Source organism: Rhizobium glycinendophyticum (assembly GCF_006443685.1).
Taxonomy (GTDB): Bacteria; Pseudomonadota; Alphaproteobacteria; order Rhizobiales; family Rhizobiaceae; genus Allorhizobium; species Allorhizobium glycinendophyticum.
On record NZ_VFYP01000001.1, the window covers coordinates 2,700,691 to 2,718,051 of the forward strand.

Annotated in this window: 20 protein-coding genes; 16 read left to right on the top strand and 4 right to left on the bottom strand. The window is 61.7% G+C overall.

The window, feature by feature from the left end:
- Position 1: 1 nt before the first annotated feature.
- The 3 genes from FJQ55_RS13190 to FJQ55_RS13200 form a co-directional block, all read right to left on the bottom strand.
- Positions 2-1,153: a hypothetical protein gene (locus tag FJQ55_RS13190; protein WP_246085098.1), complete on the bottom strand. Its 1,152-nt coding sequence runs from the start codon at positions 1,151-1,153 to the stop codon at positions 2-4.
- Between the two features lie 31 nt (positions 1,154-1,184).
- On the bottom strand, positions 1,185-2,273 hold the full coding sequence (locus FJQ55_RS13195) for a hypothetical protein (protein ID WP_140828506.1): 1,089 nt from the start codon (positions 2,271-2,273) through the stop codon (positions 1,185-1,187).
- Between the two features lie 201 nt (positions 2,274-2,474).
- Positions 2,475-2,861, bottom strand: a complete 387-nt coding sequence (locus tag FJQ55_RS13200) for a c-type cytochrome (protein ID WP_140828508.1) — start codon at positions 2,859-2,861, stop codon at positions 2,475-2,477.
- Between the two features lie 334 nt (positions 2,862-3,195).
- Between FJQ55_RS13200 and FJQ55_RS13205 the strand changes: the two genes are divergently transcribed.
- The 5 genes from FJQ55_RS13205 (at position 3,196) to FJQ55_RS13225 (ending at position 7,325) form a co-directional block, all read left to right on the top strand.
- Entirely contained in the window at positions 3,196-4,086 is an 891-nt protein-coding gene (locus FJQ55_RS13205) for a choline ABC transporter substrate-binding protein (protein WP_246085147.1), read from the top strand.
- Positions 4,087-4,178: 92 nt separating this feature from the next.
- On the top strand, positions 4,179-5,054 hold the full coding sequence (choW, locus tag FJQ55_RS13210) for a choline ABC transporter permease subunit (protein ID WP_140828510.1): 876 nt from the start codon (positions 4,179-4,181) through the stop codon (positions 5,052-5,054).
- On the top strand, positions 5,051-6,094 hold the full coding sequence (choV, locus tag FJQ55_RS13215) for a choline ABC transporter ATP-binding protein (protein WP_140828512.1): 1,044 nt from the start codon (positions 5,051-5,053) through the stop codon (positions 6,092-6,094). Before choW ends, choV begins: the two co-directional genes overlap by 4 nt.
- Positions 6,095-6,145: 51 nt before the next feature.
- Positions 6,146-6,892, top strand: a complete 747-nt coding sequence (locus tag FJQ55_RS13220) for a HugZ family pyridoxamine 5'-phosphate oxidase (RefSeq protein WP_140828514.1) — start codon at positions 6,146-6,148, stop codon at positions 6,890-6,892.
- Between the two features lie 112 nt (positions 6,893-7,004).
- The gene (locus FJQ55_RS13225; protein WP_140828515.1) at positions 7,005-7,325 is read left to right on the top strand and encodes an ArsR/SmtB family transcription factor; all 321 of its coding nucleotides are present in this window, start codon (positions 7,005-7,007) and stop codon (positions 7,323-7,325) included.
- A gap of 162 nt (positions 7,326-7,487) precedes the next feature.
- Here FJQ55_RS13225 and FJQ55_RS23890 read toward each other — a convergent pair whose 3' ends face one another.
- Positions 7,488-7,610, bottom strand: coding sequence for a hypothetical protein (locus FJQ55_RS23890; RefSeq protein WP_281285487.1), 123 nt, complete (start codon positions 7,608-7,610; stop codon positions 7,488-7,490).
- A gap of 153 nt (positions 7,611-7,763) precedes the next feature.
- Here FJQ55_RS23890 and aptA point away from each other — a divergent pair, with 153 nt between their 5' ends.
- The 11 genes from aptA (at position 7,764) to FJQ55_RS13280 (ending at position 17,360) form a co-directional block, all read left to right on the top strand.
- Positions 7,764-9,092 (top strand): omega-aminotransferase AptA, encoded by a 1,329-nt coding sequence (aptA, locus tag FJQ55_RS13230; RefSeq protein ID WP_140828517.1) that lies wholly within the window; start codon positions 7,764-7,766, stop codon positions 9,090-9,092.
- Between the two features lie 254 nt (positions 9,093-9,346).
- Complete coding sequence (locus FJQ55_RS13235) at positions 9,347-9,622, top strand: hypothetical protein (RefSeq protein WP_140828519.1); 276 nt, start codon at positions 9,347-9,349, stop codon at positions 9,620-9,622.
- 169 nt (positions 9,623-9,791) lie between these two features.
- Positions 9,792-10,898, top strand: coding sequence for a branched-chain amino acid ABC transporter substrate-binding protein (locus FJQ55_RS13240; RefSeq protein WP_140828520.1), 1,107 nt, complete (start codon positions 9,792-9,794; stop codon positions 10,896-10,898).
- Between the two features lie 170 nt (positions 10,899-11,068).
- A complete protein-coding gene (locus FJQ55_RS13245) occupies positions 11,069-11,713 on the top strand; it encodes a DUF47 domain-containing protein (RefSeq protein WP_140828522.1) in 645 nt (214 codons plus the stop codon).
- On the top strand, positions 11,713-12,717 hold the full coding sequence (locus FJQ55_RS13250) for an inorganic phosphate transporter (RefSeq protein ID WP_140828523.1): 1,005 nt from the start codon (positions 11,713-11,715) through the stop codon (positions 12,715-12,717). Before FJQ55_RS13245 ends, FJQ55_RS13250 begins: the two co-directional genes overlap by 1 nt.
- A gap of 93 nt (positions 12,718-12,810) precedes the next feature.
- Entirely contained in the window at positions 12,811-13,212 is a 402-nt protein-coding gene (locus FJQ55_RS13255; protein WP_140828525.1) for a rhodanese-like domain-containing protein, read from the top strand.
- 126 nt (positions 13,213-13,338) lie between these two features.
- Positions 13,339-14,208, top strand: coding sequence for an aldose 1-epimerase family protein (locus FJQ55_RS13260; protein WP_140828526.1), 870 nt, complete (start codon positions 13,339-13,341; stop codon positions 14,206-14,208).
- A gap of 68 nt (positions 14,209-14,276) precedes the next feature.
- Entirely contained in the window at positions 14,277-15,971 is a 1,695-nt protein-coding gene (gene ade / locus FJQ55_RS13265) for an adenine deaminase (RefSeq protein WP_140828528.1), read from the top strand.
- Between the two features lie 57 nt (positions 15,972-16,028).
- Complete coding sequence (locus FJQ55_RS13270) at positions 16,029-16,292, top strand: type II toxin-antitoxin system Phd/YefM family antitoxin (RefSeq protein ID WP_140828529.1); 264 nt, start codon at positions 16,029-16,031, stop codon at positions 16,290-16,292.
- Positions 16,293-16,295: 3 nt separating this feature from the next.
- A complete protein-coding gene (locus FJQ55_RS13275; RefSeq protein ID WP_140828530.1) occupies positions 16,296-16,562 on the top strand; it encodes a Txe/YoeB family addiction module toxin in 267 nt (88 codons plus the stop codon).
- 9 nt (positions 16,563-16,571) lie between these two features.
- Positions 16,572-17,360, top strand: a complete 789-nt coding sequence (locus FJQ55_RS13280) for an ion channel (protein WP_140828532.1) — start codon at positions 16,572-16,574, stop codon at positions 17,358-17,360.
- Position 17,361 lies beyond the last annotated feature (1 nt).

The following is a 17,361-nucleotide window of genomic DNA, read 5'->3' on the forward strand; positions in this document are numbered from 1 at the left end:
CTTAGACCTCGCTGACGATCTGGTCGCCGGAAATGACGTGAACCTTGTAATTGCCGAAGACGGCGGCCACCTCGCCGGCGGCATAGAGGGCCTGATAGGCGTCATGCGGCACCAGCGCGTGTTTCTCGTAAGCCGAAACACCCATGCGCGCGGCCTCGAGATCATGCGTCTCGATATGGAATTCCTGGATCGCCGGCGTCGAGGAGAAAAAGCCTTTGGTTGCCGGCTGCTCGCGCTTGGAAAACACTTCCTGCACCGTCCAGGTCATCACCCAGGCGTTTTCCGGCTTGCGCACGCGGCTCAGAATCTCGTTCACCCGGCCCGTGTTCTCGGTGATCCCCGTCGAATAGAGCGGCCCGAGCACGACGCGCCGGATTGATTTCGGATGCAGTGTCGGAAAATCCCGGTCCAGATTGGTGGCAATCGTTGCGGGTGTCAGCGAGAAGGCCGAGTTCTTGGCGCAGAAATCGTCGAAGCTGCGGGCGAGCTCCGGATTGAGCAGCCCGCCGACCGGCAGCGGGATCTCGACCGTCTCGTCGAGCCGGCCATCCGGTGTCACCAGGATCTTCGTCACGCCTTCGGACGAGTCCTCGATGGTCGCGAGATAGATCATCGGCAACGTGCTGGTCCCGTCGAAGGCTGCCCAGGAGACGAGGCAACTTGGACGTTTCGTCTGCGGATTGACGCTGACGGCGACCGTGGTCGGCAACACGAAGGGCGAGAACACCTCGCCGGCACTCACCTGCTCCAGATAGAGCCGTTCCGCCATCTGCCGCTGCAGGGCGGCCGGAAACTCTTTCTGCCGCAGGATGAAATCGACCATTTCCTCGCGCAGTGCCGGAGCCGCCGGGATCGCCGCCAGCCGCTGGGTCGCGCCCGCCCGGTCGTTTTCCAGCTCCAGCACATTCTGGTACACCGGAAGGCCGCTTTCCGCCCGCGAGATCCGGAACTGTTCGCTGAAAGCCACCCGGTTGCGCCAGGAGGCAAAGGAATTGCGCAGCCGGTCGAGATAGGGCAGCAGGTGCAGCCCCGACGGCCCGTTCTGAAGGATGCGCCGCTCCGGTTGGCCGAAAAACAGCTCAAGCCCGGCGAGCGCCGCCGAGATGGTGGCGAAATAGGACGTAACGGCGCTGTTGCGATCGATGACGTTCAAGGCTGGCCCCCGAGCCGGTAGCATCCCGTCATCACGGCTTCACGTAATTGGCCGCGTTGTGCTTGTCGAGCACGCCCTGGAAGCGCCGGGCGAAAGCCTCGTCGGCGAGCTTCTTGCGCCGCTGGATGTCCTGCGTCGACAGCATGTTCTTCTCGTGCAGTTCCAGGAGATCGCCGATATGGCGCTGGGCGGCAGCGCCGATGCCGGCCATGGTCTCTTCCGCGGCGGTGTCGACCTGGCTGCCGAGCGTATTGATCCGGTGGGCGACCTCCTGCTGGGCGGCGGTCTTCAGCGAATCCTCCAGCGCCTTGTAGAGCACGATGCGCTGCTCGGTATCGATGGTCAGCTTGTTGATCAGCGTGTTCTGCGCGGCAATCTGGTTGTTGAGGCTGTCGACGAAGGTCTGGAACATCGAGGTATAGCGTTCCAGCGTCTGGCTTTCGGCCAGGAGCTCCTGTTCGCGGGCCTGGGCCTGATTGTATTCGGTGGCGAGCCTCGAACGTTCGGCTTCGAGATCGGTGCGCTCACCGGTATCGGTGGACGCGGCGATCTTGTTTTCGATGTCGAGCAGCGCCGGGTTGAGCTGTTCGATGCGCTTCTGGGTTTCCTCCAGATTGGCGATCGTCTGCTTGCGCCGCTCGATCACCTGGATGAGGCTCGCCTCGGAGCTCTTGTAGCGCTCGTCGAGAACCGATTTCTGCTCCTTCAGGATGCCGACAATGCTGTCGGATTTGGCGAGCAGTTCCTGCAGATTGCCGGCGAGCGACATGTTGCGCACGCGCTCGGTGCGCATCCGCTGCGCCTTCTGCTTCGAAAAGATGCCGATGAATTTTTCCATGCCGGAAAAGCTCTTCATGCTCTCGAATTCGGAGCCGAAGACATTGGTCGCGTCCTCCAGCCCGATGATCAGGTCGGCGATATTCGCCTCCATCACCTTCTGCTGGTTGAGGACATCGGAAATCCGGGCATTCTCGATATCGAAGTTAGGGTCGGTGAGCTTGCTGTCGCTCTTGGCCAGCGTGTCGAGAACGCTGCCCGACTGTTCGATCTTGCCGCGCATCTCGGCCACGATCTGCCGTGTCTTCTCGATGTCGCTGTCGAAGGATTGCAAAGTCGCCATGTCGTCCCCTGTCTCTCCTGCCGGCGATCGCCGACCTCTCCACTGCCAGCATAGCGGGATTCTCACCCGGCGGAAGCGATGCTTCGCACAATGCGCCCGCTCATTCGATATGGATGGCGCGCCGGGCAACACAAGGGGCTATGGCAGAGAAATGCGACAGCCGTTCCGTGGCTGTCGCAATCCAGGGGCGAACCGCAGCCTTTACTGGCCGCCGGCGGCCGGGTCCTTGAGATAGGCGATGATGTTGGCGAGATCATCGTCCTTTTTCACGCCAGCAAAGGCCATCTTTGTGCCCTTGACCACCGCCTTGGGAGCCTTGAGATATTCCGTCAGCAGAGCCTCGTCCCACACTTTGCCCTGGCCGAATTCGGTCATGGCGGTGGAGTATTTGTAATCGGCGATCGAGGCCACCGGACGACCGACGACGCCCTGCAGCGTTGGGCCGACCTTGTTCTTGGCTTCGGTCGCGATGTGACAGGCGGAACAGACCTTGAAGGCCTTGGCGCCGGCGACCGGGTCGCCCTCGGCCAGCGCCGGGAGCGGGAGGGCAAGCGAGGACAAAAGCATGAGCATGGAAGACGTCTTCATCGGGACTCCTCTTGAACCTATTCGAAAAGCGCCTGAGGCGCCGCCCATCAAGATACCCGTTCGCACGACAGGGCAACGGCGCGCATTGACGCGCCTCAGGAGAGCGACGTTTTTTTAACATTCGCGACATGGTCGTCGTATTGCGACGTATCATGGGCATGGAGGTCGCAAACGGGGGGCATGCCGCGGCGCAAACGCACGGGCATCCTTGCAATTCTTCGGTATTGATTGTTGACTTGGGAACTTAATTAAAAAACGGGAGCCTATAATGCATAATTTCCTCGCCTGTCGCCGCACCCTCGTTGCCACCGTTTCGCTGCTGGCACTCTCCGCCATGCCGCTCGCGGCCGCAGAAGCCGAGAGCTGCTCCACGGTTCGCTTCTCCGACGTCGGCTGGACCGACATCACGGCGACGACGGCCACCGCCTCTGTCATCCTGAAAGCGCTCGGCTACGAGCCGACCACCACGGTGCTCTCCGTTCCGGTCACCTATTCCTCTCTGAAAAACAAGGACATCGATGTCTTCCTCGGCAACTGGATGCCGACCATGGAAGGTGACCTTGCTCCCTATCGCGACGACAAGTCGGTCGAAATCTTCGGCCCGAACCTTGAAGGCGCGAAATACACGCTCGCCACCAATGCCAAGGGCGCCGAACTCGGCATCAAGGATTTTGCCGATATCGCCAAGAACGCCGATGCGCTGGGCGGCAAGATCTACGGCATCGAGCCGGGCAATGACGGCAACCGCCTGATCCTCGACATGATCGACGCCAACAAGTTCGACCTCGGCAAGTTTGAAGTGGTCGAATCCTCCGAACAGGGCATGCTGGCCCAGGTGGCCCGTGCCGAAAAGGATGGCGAACCGGTCGTCTTCCTCGGCTGGGAACCGCATCCGATGAACGCCAACTTCAAGCTGACCTATCTCTCGGGCGGCGATGATGTCTTCGGACCGAACTTCGGCGGCGCCACCATCTTCACCAACACCCGGGCCGGCTACACCACCGAATGCCCGAATGTCGGCAAGTTCGTCACCAACCTCAAGTTCTCGCTCCAGATGGAAAACGAGATCATGGGCAAGATCCTCAATGACGGCGCCGACGCCGAAGCCGCAGCGACCGACTGGCTGAAAGCCAACCCGGCCGTGATCGACCCCTGGCTTGCCGGCGTCACCACCAAAGACGGCGCCGAAGGCCTCCCGGCAGTGAAGGCGGCCCTCGGCCTCTGACCGCAGTCCGTCGACTAGGGAACCGCGCGAAAGGAGGGGGAGCCTTTCGCGCGGTCTCCAGGCAATACAATTGAGCCTGCTCGGGGACATCCATGAATTTTCTGACCGACTACAAGTTGCCCATCGGGGCTCTCTCGAAGAGTTTTGTCGACTGGTTGACCACCAATCTCGACGTGCTGTTCGATCTGATCGCCACCATCCTCAGCGCCTCGATCAATGCGATGCTGTTCGTCCTGCAGGGCCCGTTCCTGAAAGCGACCGCGCTTGAGCCCTTTTATCCGCTCTTGATGATCGCGCTGTTTTCGCTCTTTGCCTGGTTCATGCGCCGGTCGATCGGCGTTGTGATCTTCACTTTCCTCGGCCTGCTTCTGATCTACAACCAGGGCTATTGGAAGGAGACCATGGAGACGCTGGCGCTGGTATTGGCCGCAGCCGGTGTATCGATGGTGATCGGCGTTCCCGTCGGCATCGCCTGCGCCCGCCGTCCCTGGCTCTACACGGCTGTGCGCCCCGTACTCGACCTCATGCAGACCATCCCCACCTTCGTCTACCTCATCCCGGCGCTCATCCTGTTTGGCCTCGGCATGGTGCCGGGTCTGATCGCGACAGTCATCTTCGCCATCCCCGCCCCGATCCGCCTCACGCGCCTCGGCATTATCTCCACCCCGCCATCCCTGGTCGAAGCCGCCGTTGCCTTCGGCGCAACGCCCTCCCAAGTGCTGCGCAAGGTGGAACTGCCCTTCGCCACGCCGCAGATCATGGCAGGCCTTACCCAGACGATCATGCTGTCGCTTTCGATGGTCGTGATCGCGGCGCTGGTTGGCGCAAGCGGCCTCGGCGTTCCCGTTGTCCGGGCGCTCAACACCGTCAACATCGCCCGTGGTTTCGAGGCAGGTCTCTGCATCGTCATCCTCGCCATCATTCTCGACCGGATCTTCCGCATCCCCGGCATGGGAGACGACGCATGAGCGACGCAGTAATCTTCGGCAATGTCGACATCGTCTTCGGGGACAATCCTCAGCGTGCCCTGGACATGGTCGACAAGGGCAAGACCCGCGACGAGATCGGCGCGGAAACCGGCCTGGTGCTCGGTGTGGCCGGCGCCTCGCTTGCGGTCCAGGAAGGTGAAATCCTCGTTCTGATGGGCCTGTCCGGCTCCGGAAAGTCCACCCTGCTGCGCGCCGTCAACGGTCTTGCGCCCGTGGTGCGCGGCAATGTCGGCGTCAAGACGGATGCCGGCTTCGTCGATCCCTACAAGGCCTCGGCCAACGTTTTGCGCGACCTGCGCATGCATACGGTGTCCATGGTTTTCCAGCAGTTCGGCCTGCTCCCCTGGCGCACGGTCGCCGAAAATGTCGGTTTCGGTCTCGAACTCGCCGGCGTGCCGGATGCCGAGCGCGAGAAGACAGTGGCCACCCAGCTTGAGCTGGTCAACCTGTCGAAATGGGCCGATCGCAAGGTGCAGGAACTGTCAGGCGGCATGCAGCAACGCGTCGGCCTTGCCCGTGCCTTTGCCACCGGCGCGCCGATCCTGTTGATGGACGAACCCTTCTCGGCGCTCGACCCGCTGATCCGCACCCGTTTGCAGGACGAATTGCTGGAGTTCCAGGCGCGCCTGAAGAAGACGATCCTCTTCGTCAGCCATGACCTCGACGAGGCCTTCCGCATCGGCAACCGCATCGCCATCATGGAAGGCGGGCGTATCATCCAGTGCGGCACGCCGCAGGAGATCGTGCAGAACCCCACCAACCAGTATGTCGCTGACTTTGTGCAGAACATGAACCCGATCAACATGCTGACGGCGGCCGACGTGATGCGCGACGGCGTAACCGGCGAACAGGGTCAAGTGACCGGCACGACGGCCCCGCGCACCCCGCTGGTCGACGTGCTCGATGCGCTGGCACGGCAACCCGGCACGATCGGCGTCGTTGACAATGGCGTCGTCATCGGCACCATCAACGCCCAGGATGTGGTGAGTGGCCTGACCAAACACCGTCGCAAGGCCTGACGCCCGGCCTGACATCCGCAAGACCAAGGGGCGGATGCCGGAGACGAGGACATGAACGACAAACCGAAGGTGATTCGTGACACCGACGACGATGCGCGCCGTCAGGCGCGCATTTTGCTGCGCGGCGCGCGCTTTGCCGCAATCGGGGTTATCGACCCGGAAACGGGTTTCCCGTCGGTCAGCCGCGTATTGCTCGGCACCGATATCGATGGCGCCGCCGTCATCCTGGTTTCCAACCTGTCGGCCCATACCACGGCACTGCTCGCCGATCCCCGTGCCTCGCTGCTCACAGGGGAACCGGCCAAGGGCGATCCGCTCGCCCATCCACGACTGACGCTGCAATGCCTGGCCGAAAGCGTCGAACGCGACAGTTCATCACACACCCGCCTGCGCTTCCGCTTTCTCGCCCGCCATCCAAAATCGCAGCTCTATATCGACTTTCCCGATTTCCGCTTTTTCCGCCTTGTTCCTGAACGGGCAAGCCTGAACGGGGGCTTCGGGCGCGCCTATCATTTGGGCAAAGAGGACTTTCTGATCCCGATTCCCACTGACAATTTTTGGGAGGATCAGCAGAGCCTCATACGAGATTTAGGGGTACGAGACCCAGACCTGGCGAGCCGGATTGCCACCAAAATTCATCACGGCCCCAGCGGAGACTGGGCTGTTTGTGGGATTGATTCGCATGGATTAGACATTAATTTCAAAGACATGCTGATTAGGCACGAATTTGTGACGCCCGTCACAGAAAAATCCAAACTCGAATTAGAGTTACCTAAATCAGAATACGCAGTACCTTAAATTTAGGCATATACAATTTTGTTGTGATCGATAAACTTGACGGCATATCTAAGGCACGGATTTTTTACGACTGCCCCTCCCCCAAGGCGCTCGACCAAGGAAAGTTGAACCGATGAAAACCAAAGCTTTGTCTGAACAATCAACCGTTGCTGCCGGCTTGCTGTCCGCCATGGCAAACCCGAAGCGTCTGATGATCCTCTGCAGCCTTGTTGAGGGTGAAGTCCCGGTTGGCGTTCTGGCGGCCCAGGTGGGCCTGAGCCAGTCGGCTCTGTCCCAGCACCTGTCCAAGCTGCGCGCGCAGAAGCTGGTGAAGACCCGCCGCGACGCCCAGACCATCTACTACTCCTCGACGTCTGAATCGGTCATCAAGATCCTTTCGACGCTGGAAAGCATCTACTGCGCACCCGTCGCGGCGAGCAAAACTGCCGCCTGATGACAGCGCTGCCAAAGCCCGCCCAATGGCCTTGGGAGGAGCCACACCTGATCTCTCGACGATCGGTGCGGTACCGTTAGGCTGTGCCACGGCAACACGACATCTGATCTTCAGAAGCCCCGGCCGCGACAGCGCCGGGGTTTTCTCATTGATGCCGAATGATCAGATCATCACGTCGCCTCCCGAGGCGCTGTCATCAAGAGCGGGGCTTTCCTGCTGCGGCTCTGCGCCCTCATCGCCGAAGACGCCCGGATCCTCCTCGTCAACGTCGGCTTCATCAAGCAAACTGCCTGATCCATGACCTTTGTTGATGCGGCCCGCGGTGGCTTGACCATGCTTCTCGCCCTGCTAACGTGACGGCGCAAACGACAGCCGCGGCGACAGAGCCGATGGCCGGGAGAATGGCCGCCCGCGACCGAAAGGGCCATGGAGAACACGATGTCGAACCGCCTCAATTCCACGCCGAACGACCTGCGCGCCTTCTGGATGCCGTTCACCGCGAACCGCCAGTACAAGAAGGAGCCGCGCCTCTTCGTCGGCGCCAAGGACATGCACTATACCACCCATGACGGCCGCCAGGTGCTCGACGGCACCGCAGGCCTCTGGTGTGTCAACGCCGGCCACTGCCGCCCGAAGATCACCGAAGCGATTCGCGAACAGGCCGGCGAACTCGATTATGCGCCGGCCTTCCAGCTCGGCCATCCCAAGGCTTTTGAACTGGCGAACCGCCTGATCGATCTCGCGCCCGACAACATGGCGCACGTGCTCTACACCAATTCCGGTTCGGAATCGGTCGAGACGGCGCTCAAGGTGGCGCTCGCCTATCAGCGCGTGAAGGGGCAAGGGTCGCGCACCCGCCTGATCGGTCGCGAGCGCGGCTATCACGGCGTCAATTTCGGCGGCATCTCCGTTGGCGGCATCGTCTCCAACCGTAAGATGTTCGGCACGCTGCTCACCGGCGTCGACCACATGCCGCACACTCACCTGCCGGCCCAGAATGCCTTCACCAAGGGCATGCCCGAGCACGGCGGCGATCTCGCCGACGAGCTGGAACGTATCGTCACGCTGCATGACGCCTCGACCATTGCCGCCGTCATCGTCGAGCCGGTCTCCGGCTCCACCGGCGTGCTGATCCCGCCGAAGGGCTATCTGCAGCGTCTGCGCGAGATCTGCACCAAACACGGCATCCTGTTGATCTTCGATGAAGTCATCACCGGTTTCGGCCGCCTCGGCGCGCCCTTCGCCGCACAATATTTCGACGTGAAGCCGGATATCATGGTCACCGCCAAGGGCCTGACCAATGGGGTTATCCCGATGGGGGCAGTCTTCGTGACGGCCGAAATTCATGACGCCTTCATGGCCGGACCCGAGCACATGATCGAGTTCTTCCACGGCTATACCTACTCGGGGAACCCGATCGCCTCGGCCGCAGCCCTCGGGACGCTCGACACCTACAAGGAAGAGGGCTTGCTCACCCGCGCCGCCGAGATTGCGCCTTACTGGGAAGAGAAGCTGCACTCTCTACGCGATTGCCCGAATGTGATCGACATCCGAAACCTCGGCCTGATCGGCGCGATCGAGCTGAAACCGATCGACGGCGAACCGACCAAGCGCGCCTTCAACGCCTTCCTCAACGCCTATAATGACGGCCTCTTGATCCGCACCACCGGCGACATCATCGCGCTGTCGCCGCCGCTGATCATCTCGCACGCTGAGATCGACGAACTCTTCGACAAGCTGCGCAAGGTGCTGATGAACAACATCTGAGCCTCGTCTCGGTTGATCCCGGAAGAAGCGGCCCACGTGGCCGCTTTTTTCATGCCTTGCCCAAAGCTTGCGGCCTCGGTTCCGCCCAGCTTGTTCCGGCCGCCCCCTTCCCTTATTGTTGAGAGAATCGCACGTTCGATCCCGACGCAGATGACCGCGAGGGCCCGACCGACGACTTTAGCAGCCCCGGCCGTCTCCGCCTCCGACATCAGGTCCGGGGCGATCTGACCGGGTCAGGTCCCGGGAGGAAATCCGTGGTCGACCTCTTCAAGCGTTTGTTCGGCAAAGACACTTCATCCACGACCGTACCGGCGGATGCTGGCGAACCCATGCCCCAGCCGACGCCTCAAAACCGCGTCGACGAAGCGCGACTCGCCGCCCGCCGCGCCCAGATCAGCAATGATCTGTTCGAACTGCAGCAGATCGCCATGGCCGAGCTGGCGCTGCGCAAGGAGCAGGACGCCGCCGCCGCCAAGGCAGGCTTCGAGGCCGACGAAAAGGACACGACCGGCCGCGTTCTGATCGTCTGAGGCGAACTTGCGCTGTTTCCCGCAGAAACCTGTGGTGTGACATCGCACCCCTTTGGTCGGGCTTTTGCCGCTTCCCGAATTTGTCTAAAGACGAGCCGGGGAGCAACAAAAGAACCCTCATGGCGTTGAAGCTGACACAGATCGGTCGCGCCGACCCAAGGAGACGGACATGAAATTTCAATATCTCGCCAGTGCGGCCCTCGCCGCCCTGATTGCCACCGCACCTGCAGCCCGTGCCGAAATTGTGCTCGGTCTGATGGCGCCGCTCACCGGCCCGCTGGCCGCCGTCGGCGCCCAGGTCAAGAACGGCGCCGAAACGGCTGTTGAGGAAATCAACAAGAAGGGCGGCGTCAACGGCGAACAGCTGAGCTTGAAGATCGCCGACGATGCCGCCGAACCCAAGCAGGGCGTGTCGGCTGCCAACCAGCTCGTCGGTGAAGGCGTGCGTTTCGTCGTCGGCCCCGTCACCTCGGGTGTCGCCGTCCCGGCCTCAAGCGTTCTCGCCGAAAACGGCGTGCTGATGGTCACCCCGACCGCGACCGCACCGGATCTGACTGCCCGTGGGCTGACCACGGTGTTGCGCACCTGCGGCCGCGACGACCAGCAGGCCGATGTCGCTGCTAAGTTTGTGCTGTCAGCCTACAAGGACAAGAAGATCGCCATCCTCGACGACAAGGGCCAGTACGGCAAGGGTCTGGCGGATGCCTTCAAGGCAGCGCTCAATGCCGGCGGCGTGACCGAAGTCTTCAAGGATTCGCTGACCGCGGGCGAAAAGGACTTTGGCGCCCTCGTGACGCGTCTGAAGTCGGAAGGCGTCGAAGTCATCTATTTCGGCGGCTACCACCCGGAAGCCGGCCTGCTCGTGCGCCAGATGCAGGATTCCGGCCTGAAGGCCCAGCTGATCGCCGGTGACGGTCTGTCGAACAATGAATATGTGACGATCGGTGGCGACGCTGCCGAAGGCACGATCTTCACCAACGCCGCCGATGCGCTGAAGAACGAAGACAGCAAGGCCGCCGTCGCCGCCCTGCAGGCGAAGAACATCCCCGCCGAAGCCTTCACCCTCAACGCCTATGCCGCGGTCGAAGTGATCGCCGCCGGCATCGCCAAGGCCGGCAGCGCCGAAGATGCCGAAGCGGTCGCGACAGCCCTGAAGGACGGCTCGGAAATCCCGACCGCCATCGGCAAGCTGACCTATGGTGAAACCGGCGACCTTACCTCCCAGAGCTTCGCCGTCTACAAGTGGGAAGGCGGCAAGACGGTTTCGGCCGAATAAGGCACGAGCACCGAAAACGACGAAGGCGGCCGGCAACGGTCGCCTTTTTTTGTCGGTCATCCCCAGGGAATGCGAAAAAACCCGCATGTCCGGCACGCCGGACGGTTTCCTTTGCCGGTCCGGCCTTTTATGACAGCCGCATGACATTTCCGTGAAAGGGTCCGGAACCCATGCTCAGCCTGTTTCGTAAAATGCTCCCGCGCGAAGACCGCTTCTTCGACATGTTCGCTGCCCATGCAAAGAAGGTGGTCGGCGCCGCCGAGGCGCTGAGCGCACTGCTTGATGGCAAGGATGTGGAGACCAATTGCGCGCTTATCGTCACGCTGGAAGACCAGGCGGACAACATCACGCGTGATGTTCTCCAGGCCGTGCGCCGCAGCTTCATCACGCCCTTTGACCGGGGCGACATCAAGGATCTCATCCAGTCGATGGACGATGCGATCGACATGATGCACAAGACGGTGAAGACGGTTCGCCTGTACGAGCAGACCGAATTCGACCCACGCATGCAGGAAATGGGTCGCGCTGTTGTCGAAGCAGCGCGGCTCATCGCCGAAGCCATCCCGCTGCTCGACAAGATCGGCCAGAACCACCAGCGCCTGACACAGATTGCCGAGGAGGTGACGCGCGTAGAGGGCCGCTCGGATGAACTGCACGACCAGGGCCTGAAGGCGCTCTACCGCATTCATCGCGACAGCGGCAACGCCATGGCCTATCTCATCGGGACCGAAATCTACGGCGAACTGGAGAAAGTTCTCGACCGTTTCGAGGACGTCGCCAACGAAATCAGCGGCATCGTGATCGAGAACGTCTGATGGAAGCGACGCTGGCCTTCCCGCTGCTGGTCGCCCTGATCGGCGTTGCGCTCTTCTTCGACTTTCTGAACGGTCTGCACGATGCTGCAAACTCGATCGCAACAATCGTCTCGACGCGGGTGCTCAAGCCGCAATACGCGGTGGTCTGGGCGGCCTTCTTCAATTTCATCGCCTTTATGTTCTTCGGATTGCATGTCGCCGAAACGCTCGGCAAGGGCATCATCGACCCCGCCATCGTCTCGCCGGCCGTGATCTTCGCGGCCCTGATGGGCGCGATCATCTGGAACATCGTCACCTGGATCTTCGGCATACCGTCTTCCTCCTCGCATGCCCTCGTCGGCGGCCTGGTCGGTGCGGGTCTGGCGAAGGTCGGCTTCAGTGCAATCGTCTTTTCGGGCCTGTCGAAGACGGTGCTCGCGATCTTCCTGTCCCCGATGATCGGGTTTTTGCTTGCACTCGTTCTGGTGCTGATCGTCTCCTGGGTTTTCGTGCGACAGACACCCTTCGCAGTCGATAATACCTTCCGCATTCTGCAGTTCATCTCGGCCTCGCTGTATTCTCTCGGACATGGCGGCAACGACGCGCAAAAGACCATGGGCATCATCGCCGTCCTGCTATTCAGTCAGGGTTATCTCGGTCCGGAATTCCACGTGCCCTTCTGGGTGGTCATTTCCTGTCAGTCGGCCATGGCGATCGGCACCCTCTTCGGTGGCTGGCGCATCGTGCACACCATGGGGTCGAAGATCACAAGGCTCAACCCGATGCAGGGCTTCTGCGCCGAGACCGGCGGAGCGATCACCCTCTTTGCCGCCACCTGGCTCGGCATCCCGGTCTCGACGACCCACACCATCACCGGCGCCATCGTCGGTGTGGGGGCAGCGCGCCGCGCAACGGCGGTTCGCTGGGGCCTCGCCGGCAACATCGTCATCGCCTGGATCGTCACGCTGCCCGCCGCAGCCCTGATCTCCGCCACGTTTTATCTGCTGACGGATCTGTTCGGCTGAGTGCTTTGCGCAAGCGCGCGCGAAGTCTATGATAGGGCGGCGATGAGGAGCCATATTGGCACGGGCTCCACGAGACATGATCGGGAGGCTGGCATGCGCAAGGGCTACAAGGACCTTCTGGCGGAAGCCGATGCACTCGTGGAGGCCGTGAACGTATCGGAAGCGGCCAGGTTGCACGGCGCGAGCAACGTCGTCTTCGTCGATCTGCGCGACCCACGTGAGCGCGAGCGCGAAGGCACGATTGCTCACGCCTTCTCCTGTCCGCGCGGCATGCTCGAATTCTGGATCGATCCGGAAAGCCCCTATCACAAGCCCATTTTCGCGGACGACAAGCTCTTCCTCTTTTTCTGCGCCAGCGGCTGGCGCTCGGCCTTGGCGACGAAGACGGCGCTTGAGATGGGACTTGAGAATGTCTGCCATCTCGAAGGCGGTTTTTCGGCTTGGCGCAATGCCGGGCTAGCGGTGGAACAGCTGCCGGCAAAGGCGAAGGAATGAGCGGCCGTACCGCTCTCTTCATGGGGATACTCCCATCAAAGCACCGCACCGGTCAGCAGCAGTCATTTCCCGTCGCGATCCCTCCCTTATCTCCGTAAGATGGCGGAACGCGCAAAAGGAGTCCCCATGTCCGAGACGATTCGCATCGCCAACGCAGACCTGTCCGTCGAAATCGCCTCGCTCGGCGCCGAGATGCAGTCGCTGAAGACGGCGGATGGCCGGGACTGGCTGTGGAATGGCGATACTGCCTGGTGGACGGGGCGCTCGCCGATCCTCTTTCCCATCGTCGGCAAGGCGCCGGGAGACATGCTGGCCGTCAACGGCAAGACCTATCCGATGGCCCAGCACGGGATTGCGAGGCGTCGCGACTTTGCCCTGATCGAGCAGACGGCAACGGCCTGCCGGCACGAACTCGTCTCGTCCTCCGAGACGCGCGAGGTCTATCCCTTCGACTTCCGCCTGACACTTGAGCACAGCCTGCACGGCCGCACACTGTCGGTGACCGCCACCGTCGAGAACACCGGCGCTGGCCCGCTGCCCTTCGGCATAGGCTTCCACCCGGCCTTTCTTTGGCCGCTGCCGGGTGCCGAGAGCAAACCGCATGCGGTGATCCTCGACAACGGGGCCGAACCCGGCGTCATCCAGCTCGAAGGCGGCCTGATCGGCAAGACGCTGCCGACCTCGCCCTTCAAGGCGGGCCGATTGGAGCTCTCGCACGACCTGTTCGCCAACGACGCCCTGATCTTCCCCGAAGGTGCCGGCACCGGCCTCACATTTGCGGCAGAAGGCGGCCCATCGCTCGCCTTCACCTTCGACAACCTGCCGAACATCGCGCTGTGGCAGAAACCCGGCGCGCCGTTCCTCTGCATCGAGCCCTGGCACGGCATGGCGGCACACGCGGGCGGCACGGCGGAACTGGTGGAGCGGCCGTATACCGTTGCGCTTCCCGAAGGTGGAACAATGCGGTTTGGCTTCAGCGTTGAGGTCAAAGGATAGGCACATCATTTGCCGCTCGGCTTCCAGCCGCTAAACTGCTGCACGAACAACAGAATCGGAGAGCCTGCATGACCGACCTCGCACGCCGCATCGACCAGGGCACCGGCCGCGAGCTCGCGGATATCGTCTTGAAGGGCGGGCGCTTCTTCGATCTGGTCACGGGCGAGCTGGTCGCCTCCGACATCGCCATCTGTGGCGAAACGATCATCGGCACGGTCGAGAGCTATGAAGGCCGCGAGGTTATCGACATCTCCGGCAAGATCGTCGTGCCCGGCTTCATCGACACGCATCTGCATATCGAAAGCTCGCTGGTCACGCCGCATGAATTCGACCGCTGCGTGCTGCCCTATGGCGTGACGACCGTGATCTGCGATCCGCATGAGATCGCCAATGTGCTCGGCACCGAAGGCATCCAGTTCTTCCTGGATTCGGCCGAACAGACGATCATGGACATCCGCGTCCAGCTCTCTTCCTGCGTGCCGGCAACGCATCTCGAAACCTCCGGCGCCGATCTGCCGATCGAGCGCCTCGTTCCCTTCCGCAACCATCCGAAGGTCATCGGCTTGGCGGAATTCATGAATTTCCCCGGCGTGATCCACAAGGATCCGATCTGCATGGCGAAACTCGAGGCCTTCCAGGACGGCCATATCGACGGCCATTCGCCGCTCCTGTCAGGCAGGGATCTGAACGGCTATCTCGCAGCCCGCATCCGCACCGACCACGAATGTACGACGGCGGCGGAAGCCCTGGAGAAGATTCGCAAGGGAATGCACATCCTCGTGCGCGAAGGCTCGGTGTCGAAGGACCTGCATGCGCTGATGCCGATCCTGACCGAGCGGCTCTCGCCTTTCCTCGCGCTCTGCACCGATGACCGCAACCCCCTCGACATCGCCGAACAGGGCCATCTCGACTACCTCATTCGTGAGGCGATCAAAAACGGCGTCGAACCAATCGCCGTCTACCGCGCCGCCTCGGTTTCAGCCGCGCGCGCCTTTGGCCTGCGCGATCGCGGCCTCGTCGCACCTGGCTGGCGGGCCGATCTCGTGGTCGTCGACAGCCTGGAAAACTGTAAGGCCGAGATGGTCTTCTGTGCCGGTCGCCGCGTGACCAACGAACTCTTCGCCAGCCGCAAGCCGGTTGCCCCCGTCGGTCTCGACAGCGTCAAGGCGCGGGAAGTGAAGGCAGCCGATTTCGGCGTGCCGGTGGCGGAAGGTGAGACACCCGTGATCGGCGTGTTGCCAGGAAAAATCATCACCGAACACCGGCGCTACCGCCTGCCGACCTCCGGCAACCAGACCGCAGTCGATCTGGCAAACGACGTGATCAAGGTCGCCGTCATCGAGCGGCACGGCAAGAACGGCAACCACGCCAATGGCTTCGTCCAGGGTTTCGGTCTGAAGAAAGGCGCGATCGCCTCGACCGTCGGCCATGACAGCCACAACATCTGCGTCGTCGGCGTCTCAGAGGAAGACATGGCGCTCGCCGCCAATAGACTCGGCGAAATCAAGGGCGGCTTCGTGGTGGTCGAGGACGGCAAGGTGACCGGCGAGATCCCGCTCCCCGTCGCCGGCCTGATGAGCCTCGAGCCTTACGAGAGCGTGCGCGACACGCTGCACCACTTGAGAAAAGCGGCCTATGCCCTTGGAACGACTCTGGAAGAACCCTTCCTGCAAGTCGCTTTCCTGCCGCTGCCGGTCATCCCGCATCTGAAGATTTCCGACAAGGGCATGGTGGATGTCGATCAGTTCAGGTTGATTGGGTAATCGGCATTGCTTGATTGTCCTACTTGTACCATATTCGGGACAACTCGAGGATCAATCATGGACACCATCTTTTTCTCGAAGGCACGGGCCGAACTTGCCGGCCTGCTCGACAAGGTCAATGATGACGCCGCCCCCATTGAGATTGTCAGGCGGGACAAACCTTCGGCGGTCCTGATGGGCAAGGATGAATACGACAGTCTCGTTGAAACAATCCATCTGCTCTCCTCGCCGACCAATGCGGCCCGCCTGCTGAAGGCGAAGGATGATCTGGCGGCGGGTCGCTTCACGGAACGATCATTAATAGCGGATCTGGAACGCTGAACCATGCGGATCGCCTTCGCGCCGGATGGATGGGCTGACTACATTCACTGGCAAGAAACCGATCGAAAGATACTGGTCCGCATCAACGATCTGATCCGCGAGATGGTAAGGCACCCGTTCGAGGGCATTGGCAAACCGGAGCCTTTGAAAGGGACGCTGGAAGGCATGTGGTCCCGTCGTATCACACAGGAACATCGGATTGTCTACGCCGTTGTCGGCACGGGTGAGGATCAGACACTCGTCATCCTGCAATGCCGCTACCACTACTGATGAGGCCCCATGGCATCCGAAACTGACGGCACATCATCAACCCCTCTCCGCCAGCGGCTCGCCCGCCTCTACTACGGCCGCGACACCGCCGCCATCCGCTTCCAGTTCGCCCTGATGGTGATCGATATGGCGATCATCGCCTTCTTCCTGGCGGGCCCCTATCTGCGCGACCGGCCGAGTTATCTGATCCTCGACTATGCCATCGCCGCCTGGATCGCAGTCGAGATCTCGGCGCAATGGGCGGCGTCGCGCACGACGCGCGGCTTCCTGATGCGGCCGATGACGTGGGTCGATCTCTTCGTGCTCGGCACGCTGCTCTTTCCGCAATGGCTGTTCAACTTCGCCTTCCTGCGCGTGGCGCGGATCTGGGCCGTCGCCCAGAGACCGGTCTTCAAGCTGATGTTGAAAAGACTGGGGCTGAAGGAACAGACGGATGTCGTCACGGCCTTCATCAACCTCTTTGTCTTCCTCTTCCTGGTGACCGGTTTCGTCTACAGCTTCTTCTTCTACCGCGAAGACGCCGGCACCGGCTTTATCGATGCGTTGTATTTCACCGTAGCGACGGTGACGACGACAGGCTTCGGCGACATCACGCTTCCCGGCACCTTCGGCAAGCTCACCTCGATCGTCACCATGATCATCGGCATCTCGCTCTTCGTCCGTCTCGCCCAGGCGATCGTGCGTCCCTACAAGGTCACATTTCCCTGTCCCGAATGCGGGTTGCAGCGCCACGACGCCGACGCTGTGCACTGCAAGGCCTGCGGCCATGTTCTGAACATCCCTGACGACGGATTGTGAC